The sequence below is a fragment of the Buchnera aphidicola (Hyadaphis tataricae) genome (genome assembly GCF_005081445.1).
Classification (GTDB): Bacteria; Pseudomonadota; Gammaproteobacteria; order Enterobacterales; family Enterobacteriaceae; genus Buchnera; species Buchnera aphidicola_AE.
On record NZ_CP034873.1, the window covers coordinates 566,337 to 582,966 of the forward strand.

General features: G+C 26.0%; 16 protein-coding genes and 1 tRNA gene. 9 read left to right on the plus strand and 8 right to left on the minus strand.

The features are described 5' to 3' along the window. Positions 1-166: 166 nt before the first annotated feature. Together aroB and aroK are read right to left on the minus strand one after the other, a co-directional pair. Entirely contained in the window at positions 167-1,249 is a 1,083-nt protein-coding gene (aroB, locus tag D9V69_RS02690) for a 3-dehydroquinate synthase (protein WP_158356780.1), read from the minus strand. Positions 1,250-1,289: 40 nt separating this feature from the next. Continuing rightward, positions 1,290-1,811: a shikimate kinase AroK gene (gene aroK, locus D9V69_RS02695; protein WP_158356861.1), complete on the minus strand. Its 522-nt coding sequence runs from the start codon at positions 1,809-1,811 to the stop codon at positions 1,290-1,292. A gap of 405 nt (positions 1,812-2,216) precedes the next feature. Between aroK and D9V69_RS02700 the strand changes: the two genes are divergently transcribed. Beyond that, positions 2,217-2,301: transfer RNA gene (locus tag D9V69_RS02700), tRNA-Ser, on the plus strand. Positions 2,302-2,330: 29 nt separating this feature from the next. Here the strand turns inward: D9V69_RS02700 and deoD are convergent. From deoD to D9V69_RS02720, 4 genes are all read right to left on the minus strand, one after another. Then, the gene (gene deoD, locus D9V69_RS02705; RefSeq protein ID WP_158356781.1) at positions 2,331-3,044 is read right to left on the minus strand and encodes a purine-nucleoside phosphorylase; all 714 of its coding nucleotides are present in this window, start codon (positions 3,042-3,044) and stop codon (positions 2,331-2,333) included. Between the two features lie 44 nt (positions 3,045-3,088). Next, the gene (locus D9V69_RS02710) at positions 3,089-4,312 is read right to left on the minus strand and encodes a phosphopentomutase (RefSeq protein WP_158356782.1); all 1,224 of its coding nucleotides are present in this window, start codon (positions 4,310-4,312) and stop codon (positions 3,089-3,091) included. Between the two features lie 55 nt (positions 4,313-4,367). After that, positions 4,368-5,969, minus strand: coding sequence for a peptide chain release factor 3 (locus tag D9V69_RS02715; RefSeq protein WP_158356783.1), 1,602 nt, complete (start codon positions 5,967-5,969; stop codon positions 4,368-4,370). 1,002 nt (positions 5,970-6,971) lie between these two features. Further along, a complete protein-coding gene (locus tag D9V69_RS02720) occupies positions 6,972-7,550 on the minus strand; it encodes an NfuA family Fe-S biogenesis protein (protein WP_158356784.1) in 579 nt (192 codons plus the stop codon). A 144-nt stretch (positions 7,551-7,694) separates the two neighbouring features. On the opposite strand from D9V69_RS02720, the gene bioH reads away from it, so the two are divergent. Next, positions 7,695-8,471 carry a pimeloyl-ACP methyl ester esterase BioH gene (gene bioH, locus D9V69_RS02725; protein WP_158356785.1) on the plus strand — a complete coding sequence of 259 codons (777 nt, stop codon included), beginning with the start codon at positions 7,695-7,697 and terminating at the stop codon, positions 8,469-8,471. Between the two features lie 63 nt (positions 8,472-8,534). Here the strand turns inward: bioH and D9V69_RS02730 are convergent, their stop codons facing one another. Further along, positions 8,535-9,050 carry a single-stranded DNA-binding protein gene (locus D9V69_RS02730; RefSeq protein WP_158356786.1) on the minus strand — a complete coding sequence of 172 codons (516 nt, stop codon included), beginning with the start codon at positions 9,048-9,050 and terminating at the stop codon, positions 8,535-8,537. Positions 9,051-9,547: 497 nt separating this feature from the next. Between D9V69_RS02730 and dnaB the strand changes: the two genes are divergently transcribed. The 5 genes from dnaB (at position 9,548) to hemW (ending at position 14,484) form a co-directional block, all read left to right on the plus strand. Then, on the plus strand, positions 9,548-10,945 hold the full coding sequence (gene dnaB, locus D9V69_RS02735; protein WP_158356787.1) for a replicative DNA helicase: 1,398 nt from the start codon (positions 9,548-9,550) through the stop codon (positions 10,943-10,945). A gap of 281 nt (positions 10,946-11,226) precedes the next feature. After that, positions 11,227-12,201 carry a glutathione synthase gene (gene gshB / locus D9V69_RS02740; protein WP_158356788.1) on the plus strand — a complete coding sequence of 325 codons (975 nt, stop codon included), beginning with the start codon at positions 11,227-11,229 and terminating at the stop codon, positions 12,199-12,201. Continuing rightward, positions 12,198-12,608, plus strand: a complete 411-nt coding sequence (ruvX, locus tag D9V69_RS02745; RefSeq protein WP_158356789.1) for a Holliday junction resolvase RuvX — start codon at positions 12,198-12,200, stop codon at positions 12,606-12,608. The genes gshB and ruvX overlap by 4 nt, the downstream gene beginning before the upstream one ends. A gap of 28 nt (positions 12,609-12,636) precedes the next feature. Continuing rightward, the gene (locus D9V69_RS02750; protein ID WP_158356790.1) at positions 12,637-13,332 is read left to right on the plus strand and encodes a YggS family pyridoxal phosphate-dependent enzyme; all 696 of its coding nucleotides are present in this window, start codon (positions 12,637-12,639) and stop codon (positions 13,330-13,332) included. Positions 13,333-13,356: 24 nt separating this feature from the next. Next, entirely contained in the window at positions 13,357-14,484 is a 1,128-nt protein-coding gene (gene hemW / locus D9V69_RS02755; protein WP_158356791.1) for a radical SAM family heme chaperone HemW, read from the plus strand. Positions 14,485-14,501: 17 nt separating this feature from the next. Here hemW and trmB read toward each other — a convergent pair whose 3' ends face one another. Next, positions 14,502-15,218, minus strand: a complete 717-nt coding sequence (trmB, locus tag D9V69_RS02760) for a tRNA (guanosine(46)-N7)-methyltransferase TrmB (RefSeq protein ID WP_158356792.1) — start codon at positions 15,216-15,218, stop codon at positions 14,502-14,504. Between the two features lie 43 nt (positions 15,219-15,261). Between trmB and mutY the strand changes: the two genes are divergently transcribed. Next, on the plus strand, positions 15,262-16,299 hold the full coding sequence (gene mutY / locus D9V69_RS02765) for an A/G-specific adenine glycosylase (protein WP_158356793.1): 1,038 nt from the start codon (positions 15,262-15,264) through the stop codon (positions 16,297-16,299). 31 nt (positions 16,300-16,330) lie between these two features. Next, a complete protein-coding gene (locus D9V69_RS02770) occupies positions 16,331-16,570 on the plus strand; it encodes an oxidative damage protection protein (protein WP_158356794.1) in 240 nt (79 codons plus the stop codon). Positions 16,571-16,630 lie beyond the last annotated feature (60 nt).

A 16,630-nucleotide genomic window follows, 5' to 3' on the forward strand; every position in this document is an offset into this window, starting at 1 on the left:
AATATTTTTGATCTCATCCAAAAAATCTAACTTGTATTGTTTTGTTAGATTAATATGAAACATATTGTTTTTAAAAAATCACAATAACAATCAAAAAATTTAAAAAAATAGATTTCATATCAATCACAACATATCATTATAGATAAATATATTTTATATATAAATATTATTGCGAATCCTTAATTGCGGTTAAAATAACATTTTTGTCTATATTGCTATAAACTTTCACTTTTCCAATAGATAAAGGCAATACTAATCTGATATCTCCAGCAATTACTTTTTTATCTCGCATCATGTAAGGAATGTATGAAGATGCAGACATGTTTTTAGGTCCTGTTATAGGTAAGAAAGATCTTTTTAAAAGGTTAACAATTCTGATAAAATCTGATTCTTTTAGATATCCAAGTTTTTTTGAAGTTCTTGCGGCCATTACCATACCTACTGATATTGCTTCACCATGTAACCAACTTCCATAACCAGCATGAGCTTCAATAGCATGTCCATATGTATGACCCAAATTTAATAACGATCGCAAATTATTTTCTCTTTCATCACTGGATACTAATTTTGATTTGAATTCACAGCATTTTTTTATGCAATAGGATACTGAATTATGATCAAGAGATAAAATTTTTTCTATATTGTCTTCTAACCAATAGAAAAATTCTTTATCAAAAATAATAGCATATTTAATCACTTCTGCTATTCCTGATACCAATTGATTACGAGGTAATGTTGTCAAAAAATCTATATCAATAATGACTGAAGAAGGTTGCCAAAAAGAACCTATCATGTTTTTGCCGAGTAAATGATTTACAGATGTTTTTCCGCCAATAGAAGCATCTACTTGAGCTAAAAGCGTGGTTGGAATTTGAATAAAACTTACACCTCTTTGATAAACAGATGCTACAAAACCAGTTAAATCACCTATAACACCACCTCCTAATGCAATTAAAGTTGTATCTCGAGTGTGTTGTTTTTCTAACAAAGCAGATATAACTAATTCCATTTCATTTAATGTTTTGTGTTGTTCTCCGTCAGAAATGATAATTTGATCTATTTTTATTCCTGCTTTTCTCAAATAAAAAAGTATTTTATCCTTGAAAAGATTTGCTAATGTTTTATTAGTAACCAACATTGCTTGATTGCCAGATTTTAAAGGAAAAAAAATATTATCTTTTTGAATAATTCTAGATCCGATATTAATAGGATAAGTGCGTTTTCCTAGAATAACTTTCAACTGTTTCAAATTTTTTACACTCCATTAATTATTTATTCTAAGTGAAAAACTAAATTTTTTCTAATAAACGGATTATGTTAAAAGCAACAGATTTTGAACTATATTCATCAGTTTTTACTGTAATATCTGCAATTTCTTCATATAATGGATTTCTTTTATTTGCTAATTCTTCTAAAATGATACGATTATCAATAGAAACATTTAGCAAAGGTCTTTTTTTATCTCTTTTAGTACGTTCTAATTGCTTTTCAATTGTAGTTTCTAAATAAACTACAATTCCTCTAGCTGATAAAAAATTACGAGTTTCCTTAAAAGAAACTGAACCTCCACCAGTAGCAAGAATGATGCCTTGTTTTTTAGTTAATTCATCAATAATTTTTTTTTCTCTTAAACGAAAACCATGTTCACCCTCTACATCAAAAACCCAGCTAATATCTGCACCAGTTCTTTTTTCAAGTTCTTGATCAGAATCAAAAAAGTCTATATTTAATTGTTGAGATAATTGACGACCAATTGTACTTTTTCCAGCACCCATAGGTCCTATTAAAAAAATATTTCTTTTCTCTGCCATGTTTAATACTACTAAATAATGCGTTAATAAAATCTTTTCTCGGTATATTTTCCGGAAAGACATAAATAAAACTAGATGATATAATACTCTTCAATATATATTCTTTTATATCAATGAAAATTATTTAAAAATAAAAAACTGAATCAAAAAATACGGAAAAGATCATTTTTACTTGCATTCTTTATAGAAAAAAATATTTTATTTGTCATGGTTGAAAAAATTAAAACGTAATAAATATATTCTATCAGAACGAATATATTTTTTAAAAGAGATTTATTATCTATAAAAAATAAAAAATATGATTTATAATGACATATACCATATTTTAAAGACTTGACGTGATTATGCTAATTCAATTAAAATATTCATTACTGTATTATAGTTTAGTTTTTCTTTTCTCAAAAAGGTGAGATGTCCGAGAGGCTTAAGGAACACGCCTGGAAAGCGTGTATATGGTAACGTATCAAGGGTTCGAATCCCTTTCTCACCAAAAAAACACTCAACTTTTTTAAAAAATTTTTATTTGATTGTTAAAGCAGTTTCTAAAGCTATATGCATCATATCATGAAAACTAGATTCTCTATCTTTTGAAGATAGTTTATCCTTGTTAATAAGATGATCAGATACTGTACATATTGATAATGCTTCAGCATTTAGTTCAGATGTAACACCATATATTCCTGCTGTTTCCATATCCACACCTAGAATATTATATTGATTTAAAATCTTTAACATCTTTTGATCGTTATTATAAAAAGAATCTGTTGTGAAAAAATTACCAACATGTACCTCAATATTAATATTTTTTGCAGCATCTACAGCGCTACGTATCATATTAAAATTACCAATGGCAGCAAAATCATGATTATTAAATTTAATTCGATTAAACTTAGAATCAGTACAAGCTCCCATACTAATTACTATATCACGTAATTTAATATCGTTTCTTACAGCGCCACAGGTTCCTATTCGAATAATGTGTTTAACATTATATTCTACAATTAATTCTCTGATGTATAGGGCAGCAGATGGTATTCCTATACCATGACTCATAACTGAAACTTTCTTATTTTTATAAAATCCAGTATAGGCTAACATTAAACGAACATTATTTATTTGATTAGAGTTATTTAAATAATTTTCAGCAATGTATTTTGCTCTTAAAGGATCACCTGGCATAAGAACTATATCAGAAAAATCATTTTTATTACTATTTATATGAGGTGTAGGCACTAATTTTTTCCTTTTTAAGATATACAAAAATTTCTTACAAAAATTTAAAGCATATTGATTCCATATGACATCTCGGATAATGAAAAATATCGAGCAATAGTTTGACCTATATCTGCAAATGTTTTTCGATGCCCTAAAAAACGCGCTTTAATTCCTGGAGAATAAATTAATATAGGAACATTTTCTCTAGTATGATCGGTTCCAATCCAAGTTGGATCACATCCATGGTCTGCAGTCAATATTAATAAATCATTTTTTTGGACTAAACTCATGATATTAGTTAATTGTTTATCAAAAAATTCTAAACCTCGAGCATATCCAGATACGTCACGACGATGCCCCCAATGTGAATCAAAATCTACTAAATTAGTAAATACAATAGTATTATTTTTAGATATTTTTATTTGATTGATAGTATCATTACATAATCTTTTTAAACCAGTAGATTCAATTTTTTTGCTAATACCAACGCCAGCATAAATATCAGAAATTTTTCCAATGGCAATGACCGTGCCTTTTTTTTCATCTATCAGTTTTTTTATTACTGTTGTAGAAAAAGGTTTCATTGAAAAATCTTTCCTACTGCCTGTACGTTGAAAAGTTAATTTATCTTTTCCAATAAAAGGTCTTGCGATAACTCTAGCAACTTTATATGAACACTGATCTAAAATAACACGAATATTTTCACATAATTGATAAAGATTCGATATACCAAAATAAACTTCATGACATGCTATTTGAACAACAGAATCCGATGAAGTATAAATAATTGGTTTTTTTGTTGTGATATGCTCTTCTCCTAAAGAAGCAATAATTTCAGTACCTGAAGCATGACAATTTCCAATAAAACCTTTTAAGTCGCAGTCTTGAATGATTTTTTGTAAAAGTTGTTTAGGAATACTATCTTTCAGTTTACTAAAATAAAACCAATCATCTAAAACAGGAACTCCTGCTATTTCCCAATGTCCTGAAGTCGTATCTTTTCCAGAAGAGATTTCACTAGCAAAACCATAATTAGCAATAATATTTTTATTATAATTAAAACCCAAAGGATATTTACCCGTAGATTCTTTATATGCTTCAGTTATGCCTAAATTTACTAAATTTGGAATATGCAAAGGACCTTTTCTTTGTATATTTGCTTGTCCTAAAAAACAATTGTTTGCTATATGTCCAAAAGTATCCGCACCAACATCGTTAAATTTTCCTGCATCAATACTAGAACCAATTCCAAAAGAATCTAAAACAATTAGAAAAACTCGTTTCATTATCAAGTGTCCAAAACAATTAATTAAGAAAATAGTTATATTATTTATTTATAAATTATTGCTCTGTAATTTTTGTTAAATCAAAAGCAATATCAGAATATGCGTTCATAACGATCTTTAAATTAGCAGTACTCGGTGCTAAATATATTAAAGTTTTGAAGGCATCATAAGCTAAATGCATACGATTATTTTTTTTAAAATCATCAATAATAGAATTATTCTTACACCTAATCCATCTAGCTAGAGTAACATTGACTTTTTCATATATTACTTCTATGTTATATTCTATTTTTAAACGCTGTATGACTACATCAAATTGCAACGTTCCAATAGCTCCTAAAATCACATCATTATTATGTATTCGATAAAATATCTGTATCGCCCCTTCTTCTGATAATTGAGCTAGACCTTTTTTTAATTGCTTTTTTTTAAGAGGATTTTTTAAATCAATTTTACAAAATATTTCTGGAGCAAAACTAGGCATGCCAATAAATTTTATGTTTTCGCCTTCTGTAAATGTATCGCCAATTTTAATAGTACCATGATTATGAAATCCTATAATATCACCAGGATAAGCTTTATCTATTGAGAATCTATCGCCAGCTAAAAAACAAAAAGCATCAGAAACTATGATAGTTTTTTTTGCTTGTACATGTTTTAATTGCATTCCTTTTTTATACTTTCCTGACACTATTCTCACAAACGCTATACGATCACGATGTTTTAAATCCATATTTGCTTGAATTTTAAAAACAAATCCTGTAAATTTTTTTTCATAAGGAGCTACTTTACGTTTGTTAGTATGACGATACGAGGGAGCAGGAGCCCATTCTATCAAACTCGTTAATATATGATCTATGCCAAAATTTTTAAGAGCACTGCCAAAAAAAATAGGACTAGATTTACCTTTCAAAAATTTCTGATGATTAAATTTAGGATATAAATTAATGATTAACTCTAATTCTTGAAGAATATAGTCAACTGATGGTATATCAATTTTTTGATCTAATAAAATTTTAGATAAGGTATATATGTTATTGCAAACTAAAAAATTCTGTTTATCAAATCTATTGTTTTGATACAAATCAATGATTTTCTTATGAATATGATAAACACCTTTAAAATTTTTTCCACAACTTATTGGCCAAGTGATTGGAGTGCATTGTAGTTTTAACTCTTTTTCAATTTCATCTAAAATGTCTATTGGTTCAAGACTATCACGATCTAACTTATTAATAAATGTGATAACAGGAGTATTATGAATACGCGTTACTTCTATTAATTTCTTTGTTCTATCTTCAATGCCTTTTGCTGCATCAATAATGATCAAACAACAATCGACAGCGGTCAAAATACGATAAGTATCTTCTGAAAAATCTTGATGACCTGGAGTATCTAATAAATTAACTAAAATATTTTTATATTGAAATTGTATTACTGAAGTAGTAACAGAAATACCTCTTTGTTTTTCAATATCCATCCAATCTGATTTTGCATATTTTTTATTTCCTCTACCCTTTACTACTCCAGAAGTACGAATTACTTTGCCAAGTAACAACATTTTCTCAGTAATAGTAGTTTTTCCAGCATCAGGATGAGAAATAATCGCGAATGTTCTTCTTTTGTTTAATTCTTTTTCATAATTTGAATTCAACATAATATGCAAGTGCTCATTATAAAATATTTAATTTAAAACAATTAATACATCAACATGCACACAGCAAAAATTGTTTCATTAATATTAAATGCAACATCTTTTATATTTTTTTAAGTTGTGTTGTTAGAAATGTTTATCGAAACACAAAAAATTCATGATGTTTTCTTGAAACATTTTTAAATAATTTTAGTGTATTTAGTATTTGATGTATATATTCAAAAAAATAAAATTCAAGTTTTTGTTATTTAAATCGCATTACAAATGCAAATCATTAACGATTTAATAAAAACATAGAATGAAAAAATTGATAATAAAATTATGCCGTTTTTATAAAAAATTATTCATAATTACATTTTGAATTATCTTTAATTTTTTATAAAAATATCTATTATATTGCACCGAAAGCATAAGTAATAAATTATAGTTATTTATCTATAATATTAGATATGATTGCAATAAACTTAAAACAATTGTTCTTTATTAAAAAAAATTTACATTATAAAAAATTGTTTAATATTTTAAAAAAATTAAATATGGTTGTATTGTTTGATATTTTTAAAGTGTTATCGTTTTTAAAAAAAACACAAAAATTTTAAAAAAAAGATAAAATCATAAAAATCTAAAAAATATTAATTTAATACAGTCATTTTTTAGGCAATTTATCTTTAAAAATATTTTTAAAACTATGTTTTTATTATAGAATCATGGATGATAGTTATAAGTTAAGAATACTTAAAATTCCAGTAGATTGTTATCTCTTAAAATGTATGGAGATTTTTACATCTATTTATTTAAATTACGTGAAAGATGCTTGTGATGAAATAAATGTAGTTTCAATCTAGAAGAGTAAAATGTGAATAGATCTAAAAAAACATATTTTTAAATATACAATTAGTATTCATTGTTGATAATATTAATATGCTTTTTAAAAACAATGAATCAATAGTGTTATCTATTCGTTGCATATAAACATATTTTTACATTCAAAAAAATGCAAGACAGCTAATAAAAAGAATGTTTTCCATGTAAGTGTTTTGTTTCATCACGGACTTCTTGTATTTCAGGAAACAAACGTAACATTTTTTTTTCAACAGTTTCTTTTAACGTCAATCCAATCATTGAACATCCATTACAACCACCTTGAAACTTTATTATTGCAATACCTCTCGAATTAATTTCGATTAATTCAACCGATCCTCCATGCATAGATAGCTGAGGATTAATTTCGGAATGCAAAAAATATTTTACTTTATCTTCTAATAATGAAAATTTTCTTTTCAAAATATTAAATTTAGAATATGGTGCTTTTAAGGTTAACTGTGAACCTAAGTTATCATGTACAAGATCGATCTCAGAGTTTTTTAAATACGAAATAATATTTTTATTGACATAGATAAAAAATCCATCATATTTTAATTGAATATCTGACGTCTCTATTTCATCTTCTAAACAATAAGAAAGTCCACATTCTGCATGAGGCGTGCCAGGATTTATGATAAAAATACGTATTTGAGTTCCTAAAGGTTCTTTGAGTAGTAGTGATTGAAAATGTTTTTGTGCATTTTTAGAAACATTAATCATAATAGTTATTATAATAAATTTTAATATATTAAAGATTTTAGTGTTTTATTCTAATAAATACAAGAACATTTAAATCAAACAATATATTTAATTAATGATGATAAAAATCAATTATATCATATACAAATAATGTAAAGAGAAAAAATGCAAAATTTTTATTGGAATACGATAGGAAAAGGAAAAATCAATATTGTTTTGTTAAGTGGATGGGGAATTAATGTAAAAATCTGGTTATTTATCATAAAACAACTTCCACCGTGTTTTAAATTTCACTTGATAGATCTTCCTGGATTAGGAAAAAACAAAGAATTGGATCCAATGAAAATAGATCAAATTATTTACATGTTGCATTGTTTTATGCCAAAAAAATCTATTTGGTTAGGATGGTCAATGGGAGGATTAATTGCAAGTCGATTTGCGTTATCTTATCCAAATGATACTTTAGCTATTGTGAGTGTAGCATCTTCTCCATGTTTTATAAAAAAAGACAACTGGCCAGGACTAGAAAAAAATGTTATTAAACAATTTTATATCAATTTAAAAACAAATTATCAAAAAACAATAAAAAATTTTATATATTTACAAATGACTGATTCAAATAAGTCAATGCAAGATTGGAAAGTTTTTAAAAATATATTATCTATCGATCCAGATCCTAATTTAAAATCTTTAAAAAATGGATTAGATATAATTTCTTCAACAGACATTCGTTTAGAAATGATGTTTCTCAAAGTTCCGCTTTTGCGTGTATATGGTCACTTAGATAGCTTAGTACCAAAAAAAATCATTACAATACTTGATATAAAATGGCCTAATACATATTCTAAGATAATCAAAAAAGCTGCTCATATTCCATTTTTATCACACAAAAAAGAATTTTGTTTCATATTATTACAGTTTATACGTTCATTACGTTTATAATTTAATAAACATTAACAGCCCCAATAAACCGGGGCTAAATACATATATTTTTTCACGTTATCTTTAAAAAGGTATTTCATCATCAAAATCAATTTCTTCAGGATTCAAAGAATCTTTATTTAATTTATATTTTTCTGGATTCTTTTCTTCTAAATCAACTTTTTCAGTATTTTTGTCTTTAGAAAAATTATTTTTGTTGTTATTGATAGCAGTAGCTTGAACATTAGAACTTCTACTTCCTAACATTTGCATAGTTCCACCAATATTCACAATAACCTCTGTAGTATATCGTTCAAAACCATTTTGATCTTGCCATTTTCTAGTTTGCAAGGAACCTTCAATATACACTTGCGAACCCTTTCTCAAATATTCGCCAGCAATTTCTGCTAATTTACCAAATAATACTACTCGATGCCATTCTGTTTTTTCTTTATTTTCTCCAGTACTCTTATCCTTCCAATTTTCTGAAGTGGCTAATGTCATATTCACTACTGCATTACCATTAGGCATATAACGCACCTCAGGATCTTGACCTAAATGACCTACAAGAATTACTTTATTTACACCTCTACTTGCCATAATGAAAACTCCACTTTTTTAAATTGAATTCAGCACGAAATATTTTTATAAATATAAATTTTAATTATACATCGTAAATGTTTTATTTAGTATGATCACATTTATAAAAGTGATATATTATTTTTTTTGATGTTTAAAACAATAATGTTTTTATTAATATATTTTTTATATAAATCACAAAATAAATTAAAAAATATTCAACACCCTTCTAAAATAATTTATTAATACAATTTTGTTTTTGTTCAAAAAAATCACAAGATATAAAAAATTATTAAATATCTTTAAAACACTTTTAAATATAAAAATATTTTATCATGCAAAATACAAGCAAATTTTTTTTAAATATATGAAATATTACTGATACATCTTTAACACGCTCATTAAGTTTATACTATATAAAAATATCGAAAATTTTAAAACATGACTTAAATAAATTAATTATCAAATCATGTGTTATTGCGATCTTAAAATATAATTTCATAGTAATTTACTAAATAATGGTATATGCAATAAATATGGCTAAAAATAAATTATATTTACATCAGATTAATAGATTAAAAATTCCGCCTCACTCTTTAGAAGCAGAACAATCAGTTTTAGGTGGGCTAATGTTAGATAATGAACAATGGGACACAGTTTCTGAACATGTCGTCGCAGATGATTTTTTTAGCAAACCCCATCGATTGATCTTTCAGGAAATGCAAAAACTGCTAGATTTAGGATATCCTATTGATTTAATTACTTTATCTGAATCTTTAGAGCAAAAAGGTAAATTAGAAAGCGTAGGTAGATTTTCTTATTTAGCTGAACTGTCAAAAAATACGCCTAGCACGGCTAATATCATTGCATATGCTGATATCGTCAGAGAACGTGCAATAGTTAGAGAAATGATATTAGTTGCTAATAAAATAGCTAATGCTGGATATGATACACAAGGTAGAAAAAGTGAAGAATTGTTAGATTATGCAGAATCTAGTGTTTTTAAGATAGCTGAAAAACGCTTTAAAAAAGACTCAGGTCCAAAAAATGTAGAACAAATTCTTGATGAAACTGTTTCTAATATTGAAAAATTATTTTTATCACCTCATGATGGTGTCACAGGAATTAACACAGGATATCAAGATTTAAACAAAAAAACATCAGGACTACAACGTTCTGAATTAATCATTATTGCAGCAAGACCTTCTATGGGTAAAACAACATTTGCAATGAATTTATGCGAAAATGCTGCAATGCTTTACGATAAACCTGTTCTAATTTTTAGTTTAGAAATGCCAGGAGAACAAATTATGATGCGAATGTTAGCTTCATTATCTAGAGTAAGTCAAGCTAGCATTCGAACTGGACAATTAAATGATGAAGATTGGGCGCGTATGTCTGGTACTATTAATGTATTACTCAAAAAAAAGAACATTTATATTGATGATTCTTCGGCATTAACTCCAAGTGAAGTTCGTTCAAGAGCAAGAAGAATTTATCGAGAAAACAATGGTCTAACTTTAATTATGGTTGATTATTTACAATTAATGAGAGTACCTGCTTTATCAGATAATCGCACTCTTGAAATTGCAGAAATTTCTAGAACTTTAAAAGCATTAGCGAAAGAACTTCAAGTTCCAGTAATTGCACTATCTCAGCTTAACCGTTCTTTAGAACAAAGATCAGACAAAAGACCAGTAAATTCAGATTTGCGTGAATCTGGTTCATTAGAACAGGATGCAGATCTAATTATGTTTATATATCGTGATGAGGTTTATCATGAAAATAGTGATTTAAAAGGAATAGCTGAAATAATAATAGGTAAACAAAGAAATGGTCCGATTGGAACAGTATGTTTAACTTTTAATGGAAATTGGTCAAGATTTGATAATTACTCTGGTGCAAAATATGATTAATTATTTAATATAGCTGCAGTTATATTTAAATTTTTATATCATTAAACAAATTATCAAAAAATATTTTTTTAATTATTTAACAAAAAAATTAATTTTTTTAAAACATCATTTAAATAATAAAAAAAAATTTTATAACACCAGCTCTTCAATATATTTTAAAAAAATAATAGAATAATTAAAATAATATTGTTTTGGTTTTAGATATAGAATTATAAAAAATATTTAAAATAAAAATACAATTTTAATTGTCTTAAACATCTTTTAAATTACAAGAACACAACATGCATAATAGAAAAAATATAAAAATTGGAATAATCATGGATCCTATTGAATCTATTAATATAAAGAAAGATTCAAGTTTTGCTATTTTAATAGAAGCTCAAAAAAGACATTACAAAATTTATTACATGGAAATAAGTGATTTATATTTGCAAAATGGTCACCCATATGCACGAGTTCGTTTAATTCAACTAGAGAAAAATACAAAACAATGGTTTAAAACAATTGTTGAAAAAAATATTTCTTTAACTGTATTAGATGTTATTTTAATGAGAAAAGATCCTCCTTTCAATATAGAGTTTATTTACTCAACATATATATTAGAAAGAGCAGAAAAAAAAGGTGTATTGATAATTAATAAACCTCAAAGTTTACGCGATTGTAACGAAAAAATATTCATCTCTTGGTTTTCTGAGCTTACAACAGACACTTTAGTAACAAGAAATAAATCACAAATATATGCATTTTTGAGCAAACATAAAGATATTATCATCAAACCACTAGATGCTATGGGGGGATTTAATATATTCCGTATTCAAAAAAACGATTCCAATGTTTCAGTAATAATTGAGCATATGACTAAAAATGAAACAAAATTCTGCATGGTGCAAAATTATTTACCTGAAATAAAATTTGGAGATAAAAGAATCTTAGTTGTTAACGGTCAACCTATACCGTGGTGTTTAGCCAGAATTCCAAAAATTGGAGAAACACGAGCAAATTTAGCAGCTGGAGGCATCGGTCAAATACAAAAACTTACTAAAACCGATTGGCAAATTGCTAATTATATATCTCCTCATTTAATAAAAAAAGGTCTCATTTTTGTAGGTTTAGATGTTATAGGAGATAAATTAAGTGAAATTAATGTCACCAGCCCTACAGGAATTTGTGAAATTGAATCTAAAAAAAATATTTCTATTACAGGTATATTATTAGATTATATTGAAAAAACAATACAGAAGAGATCAGAAAAATGACCATAATAGCATTTGATTTTGGCATAAAAAAAATAGGGATAGCCGTAGGAGAAAATATTACTAAAACAGGAAAACCGCTAAATTGTTTAAATGCGCATTGTGGAACTCCTAATTGGAATAACATAAAAAAATTACTTCAATATTGGAAACCTGAAATAATCGTTGTAGGTCTACCATTAAATATGAATGGCACAAAACAAGATATAACTAAAAGATCAGAAAAATTCGCTGTTTTATTAAAAAATAAATTTAACATTTTAGTAGCCATGCATGACGAACGGCTTACGACTGCAGAAGCAAGATCCAAGTTTTTTGAAAATAAAAATTCTAAAAAATTAAAAAATAATATTCACTCTTTATCAGCTTTAATTATATTAGAAAGTTGGCTTAATCAAGCAAATATTTAATATTTCAAAATAAAAGATACAAAAAATTATGAAATATATACATGATAATCTTAAAATCTTAAAAAAAAAAATACAGATGTTAATCGACGGTTCTTCTAATTCTTCAAAAACTGTGCAAATTGTAGTGGTAACTAAAAAACAAAAAACTCATTTAATAAAAGAATTAATCGCATTAGGGATGACAGATTTTGGAGAAAATTATATACAAGAAGGTATATCCAAAATACATAAATTAAAAAAACATAAAAATATTGTTTGGCATTTTATTGGTAAGGTACAATCAAAAAAAACTAAATTAATCTCTGAGAATTTTCATTGGTGTCAAACAGTTGATCGAGAAAAAATAGCTTTCTTATTAAATAAAAATAGACCCACCAATCTATCTCCAATGAACGTATTAATGCAAATAAATATTTCAAGAGAAACTAATAAAAATGGAGTCAGTATAGAAGAATATCTCAAGTTAGCTAAAACTATTTCAATGATGCCGAATCTTATTTTCAGGGGAGTAATGAGCATGCCTCAAATAAAAAATAACATACTTGATAATCATGATCAATATGTAAAAATAAATACTATATTTAATGTATTGAAACAAAAATATGAATCAGTAGATACATTATCATTAGGTACTAGTATTGATATATCGGAATCTTTACTAGCTGAAAGTAATATGCTTCGAATTGGACAAGACATTTTTAATAGAAAAAATATTTTCACATAACAATTCATTTTAAAAAATATTATTATGTTTCAATTAGATACTATTAGTTTATACATTCATATCCCTTGGTGCTTAAAAAAATGTGGATACTGTGATTTTTATTCATATGTGAGCAAAGAAAAAATTCCTGAAGAACAATATATTGAACATTTATTAAAAGATTTTGAAAAAGATTTACATTTAATACATCATAAAAACATTAAAACTATTTTTATTGGAGGAGGTACTCCTAGTTTATTAAAAAGTTCTTCTATCAAGAAATTAATTAATGGCATAAAAAAAAGAGCTGTTATTTCTAAAAATACAGAAATTAGCATAGAAGCAAATCCAACCACGATAGAAAGCAAACGTTTTTTAAATTATCAAATGGCAGGTATTAATCGTTTTTCTCTAGGCATTCAAACATTCAACGAAGCTGGTTTAAAAAAAATAGAACGTACATATAATAAAAAAGAAGCTATTCAATCGATTAAAATATTAAAACAAGTCAACAATAATATTAACATCGATTTAATGTATGGTCTACCGAATCAATCTTTAGAAGAGGCTCTATTAGATTTGCAATGCGCTATTCAATGGAATCCAAATCATATATCATGGTATCAATTCACTTTAGAGCCAAACACTATTTTTTACTCAAAAAAAATTATAACACCTCATGAAGATTTAATCTTTAAAATGTTTACTCAAGGAGATAAGCTATTAAAAAAATCTGGTTATAAAAAATATGAAATATCATCATACGCAAAATTCAATAAACAATGCAAACATAATCTTAATTACTGGCATTATGGAGATTACATCGGTTTGGGTTGTGGAGCACATGGAAAAATTACACAAAAAAACGGAAAAATTATTCGAACTCTAAAAAATAAAAACATCAATTGTTTCTTAAATGGAAATTATCTTCATTCTATTAATATGGTTTCTAAAAAAGATAAAATTTTTGAATATTTTATGAATGTTTTTAGATTATACGAACCTGTTTTTAAGCAACATTTCACAAAAAAAACTAACATAGAAATAACAAAAATTGAAAAAGATATTCAAATTGCAATAAAAAAGGGATTTTTAATCGATTACTTAGATTATTGGAAAACAACAAAACAGGGTAAATTATTTTTAAATTCACTATTAAAAATTTTTTTATAAGACTATGAAATATTATTTTAATTTGATCGAAATATCAAACGGAAAATAGCATTGCCATGAAGACATGCTTTTTTTTCAAACTTGGTCGTTATATTAAAAAAAGGATACATTGTCAAATGATCTAATTGTGATATATTTTTATAATTTTTAATAGATTTAATATTTTCTAAAATGTAATGGGCATATTCTTTAGAATCAGTGATAATATGTAATATACCAGAAATTTTTAATTTTTTAGAAATCACTTGCAAAAAATCGCGATTTAACATTCTTCTTTTGTGATGACGTTTTTTGTTCCAAGGATCCGGAAAAAAAACTTGTACAGTTGATAAAGTATCGTTATCAATCATTGTATTCAAAACTTCATTTGCATCATGATAAATAATTTTTAAATTTTGAATGTTAGAGATGTGTGCAAAACGCAAACAAGAACCTATGCCTGATTTATAAACTTCTATGCCTAAAAAATTTATATCAGGAAAGCTTATGGCAGTTTTAACTAAAGACTTTCCAGAACCAAATCCAATTTCTAAAACAATAGGAGCAGGACGATCAAATATAGAAGAAAAATTTAATCGATTTTCTTGAATATCAATTCCCATTGATGGCCAAAATTGTTTAATTGCATTCAATTGACTCCGAGTAATACGACCTTGGCGACGCACAAAACTACGAACTTTTCTCAAAAAAATACCTTTATTATTATATTCAGGAATTAAAATATTTTTTTTCATATCGTTTTTTAATTGTTTATATGTAAAACATGGTTTTATTATAATGGCAAAATATACTATTTCACAATTAGTTTTAAATTGGTACCATGAATATGGCAGAAAACATTTACCATGGCAAAAAAATCAAACTTTATATACAGTTTGGATATCAGAGGTAATGTTGCAACAAACTCAAGTAGAATCTGCAATTCCATTTTTTAAAAAATTTATATTACGTTTTCCAAACTTACAAGCATTACAAAAGGCTACATTAGACGATATCTTATATTTATGGAGTGGTCTTGGTTATTATCACAGAGCAAAAAATATTCACAAAGCTGTTCAAATCATTTATGAAAAACATCATGGAAAGTTTCCTGATCAATTTTTAGATATCATTCAATTACCAGGAATTGGAAAATCTACAGCAGGAGCAATTTTATCTTTATCATTAAATTATTTTTATTCTATTTTAGATGGTAATGTAAAAAGAATTTTAGTTCGTTATTATGGTATAATATCACCTTTAAAAAATCGGATAACAGAAAAAAAATTATGGAATTTAATTGAGTCCATTACACCAATACATAATACTAGACAGTTTAATCAAGCGATGATGGATATCGGAGCATTAATTTGTACTATTAAAATGACTAAATGTTATATTTGTCCATTAAAACAAACATGTATCGCATACAAAAAAAACATATTAAAACAATGTTCCTTACAAAGTATCAAAACTATTAAACCTAAAAAAATATCTTGGTTTATTATAATTAAATTTTATAATCATATTTGGATGATCAAAAACACAAAAAAAAATCTTTGGAAAAATTTATTTTGTTTCCCGCAATTTGATAATGAAAATACAGCACTAGAATGGTTAAAAGAAAAAAAAATACATTCAAATAAGATAAAAAAACTGATATCATTTATCCATAAATTTAGTCATTATATTTTACATATTTATCCTATTTTAGTGGAAATTCCTGATTTTTTACCGTTTTACGATCAAAACAACAACAGTATTTGGTACAATTTAAAAAAACCACAACATGTGGGATTACCACAACCTGTAAAAAAAATATTTACATTATTTTAAACATTTTTTTAATATGGAGTACCACGCAATTATGTCTCGCATAATTTTTTGTACATTTTTAAAAAAAAACCATGAAGGTCAAGATTATCAAGTTTATCCAGGTAAGTTAGGAAAAAAAATATATAACCAAATCTCTAAAAAAGCATGGCACAAATGGATTACAAAACAAACTATATTAATTAATGAAAAAAAACTTAATATGTTTGATATTATGCATCAAAAAGAAATAGAAAAAGAAATGAAATTTTTTTTGTTTAATGAATCCAATTAACAAAAAAACAATATTGAACTAATATTATTAACACTTCTAAATCTTGTATACTCAACATTA

What these genes read in the sequence shown, in the direction of transcription:
- aroK (WP_158356861.1), bottom strand. Translation starts at nt 1,811, where the DNA reads ATGGCAGAGAAAAGAAATATTTTTTTAATAGGACCTATGGGTGCTGGA.
- D9V69_RS02710 (WP_158356782.1), bottom strand. Translation starts at nt 4,312, where the DNA reads ATGAAACGAGTTTTTCTAATTGTTTTAGATTCTTTTGGAATTGGTTCT.
- D9V69_RS02715 (WP_158356783.1), bottom strand. Translation starts at nt 5,969, where the DNA reads ATGTTGAATTCAAATTATGAAAAAGAATTAAACAAAAGAAGAACATTC.
- D9V69_RS02720 (WP_158356784.1), bottom strand. Translation starts at nt 7,550, where the DNA reads ATGATTAATGTTTCTAAAAATGCACAAAAACATTTTCAATCACTACTA.
- bioH (WP_158356785.1), top strand. Translation starts at nt 7,695, where the DNA reads ATGCAAAATTTTTATTGGAATACGATAGGAAAAGGAAAAATCAATATT.
- D9V69_RS02730 (WP_158356786.1), bottom strand. Translation starts at nt 9,050, where the DNA reads ATGGCAAGTAGAGGTGTAAATAAAGTAATTCTTGTAGGTCATTTAGGT.
- dnaB (WP_158356787.1), top strand. Translation starts at nt 9,548, where the DNA reads ATGGTATATGCAATAAATATGGCTAAAAATAAATTATATTTACATCAG.
- gshB (WP_158356788.1), top strand. Translation starts at nt 11,227, where the DNA reads ATGCATAATAGAAAAAATATAAAAATTGGAATAATCATGGATCCTATT.
- ruvX (WP_158356789.1), top strand. Translation starts at nt 12,198, where the DNA reads ATGACCATAATAGCATTTGATTTTGGCATAAAAAAAATAGGGATAGCC.
- D9V69_RS02750 (WP_158356790.1), top strand. Translation starts at nt 12,637, where the DNA reads ATGAAATATATACATGATAATCTTAAAATCTTAAAAAAAAAAATACAG.
- hemW (WP_158356791.1), top strand. Translation starts at nt 13,357, where the DNA reads ATGTTTCAATTAGATACTATTAGTTTATACATTCATATCCCTTGGTGC.
- trmB (WP_158356792.1), bottom strand. Translation starts at nt 15,218, where the DNA reads ATGAAAAAAAATATTTTAATTCCTGAATATAATAATAAAGGTATTTTT.
- mutY (WP_158356793.1), top strand. Translation starts at nt 15,262, where the DNA reads ATGGCAAAATATACTATTTCACAATTAGTTTTAAATTGGTACCATGAA.
- D9V69_RS02770 (WP_158356794.1), top strand. Translation starts at nt 16,331, where the DNA reads ATGTCTCGCATAATTTTTTGTACATTTTTAAAAAAAAACCATGAAGGT.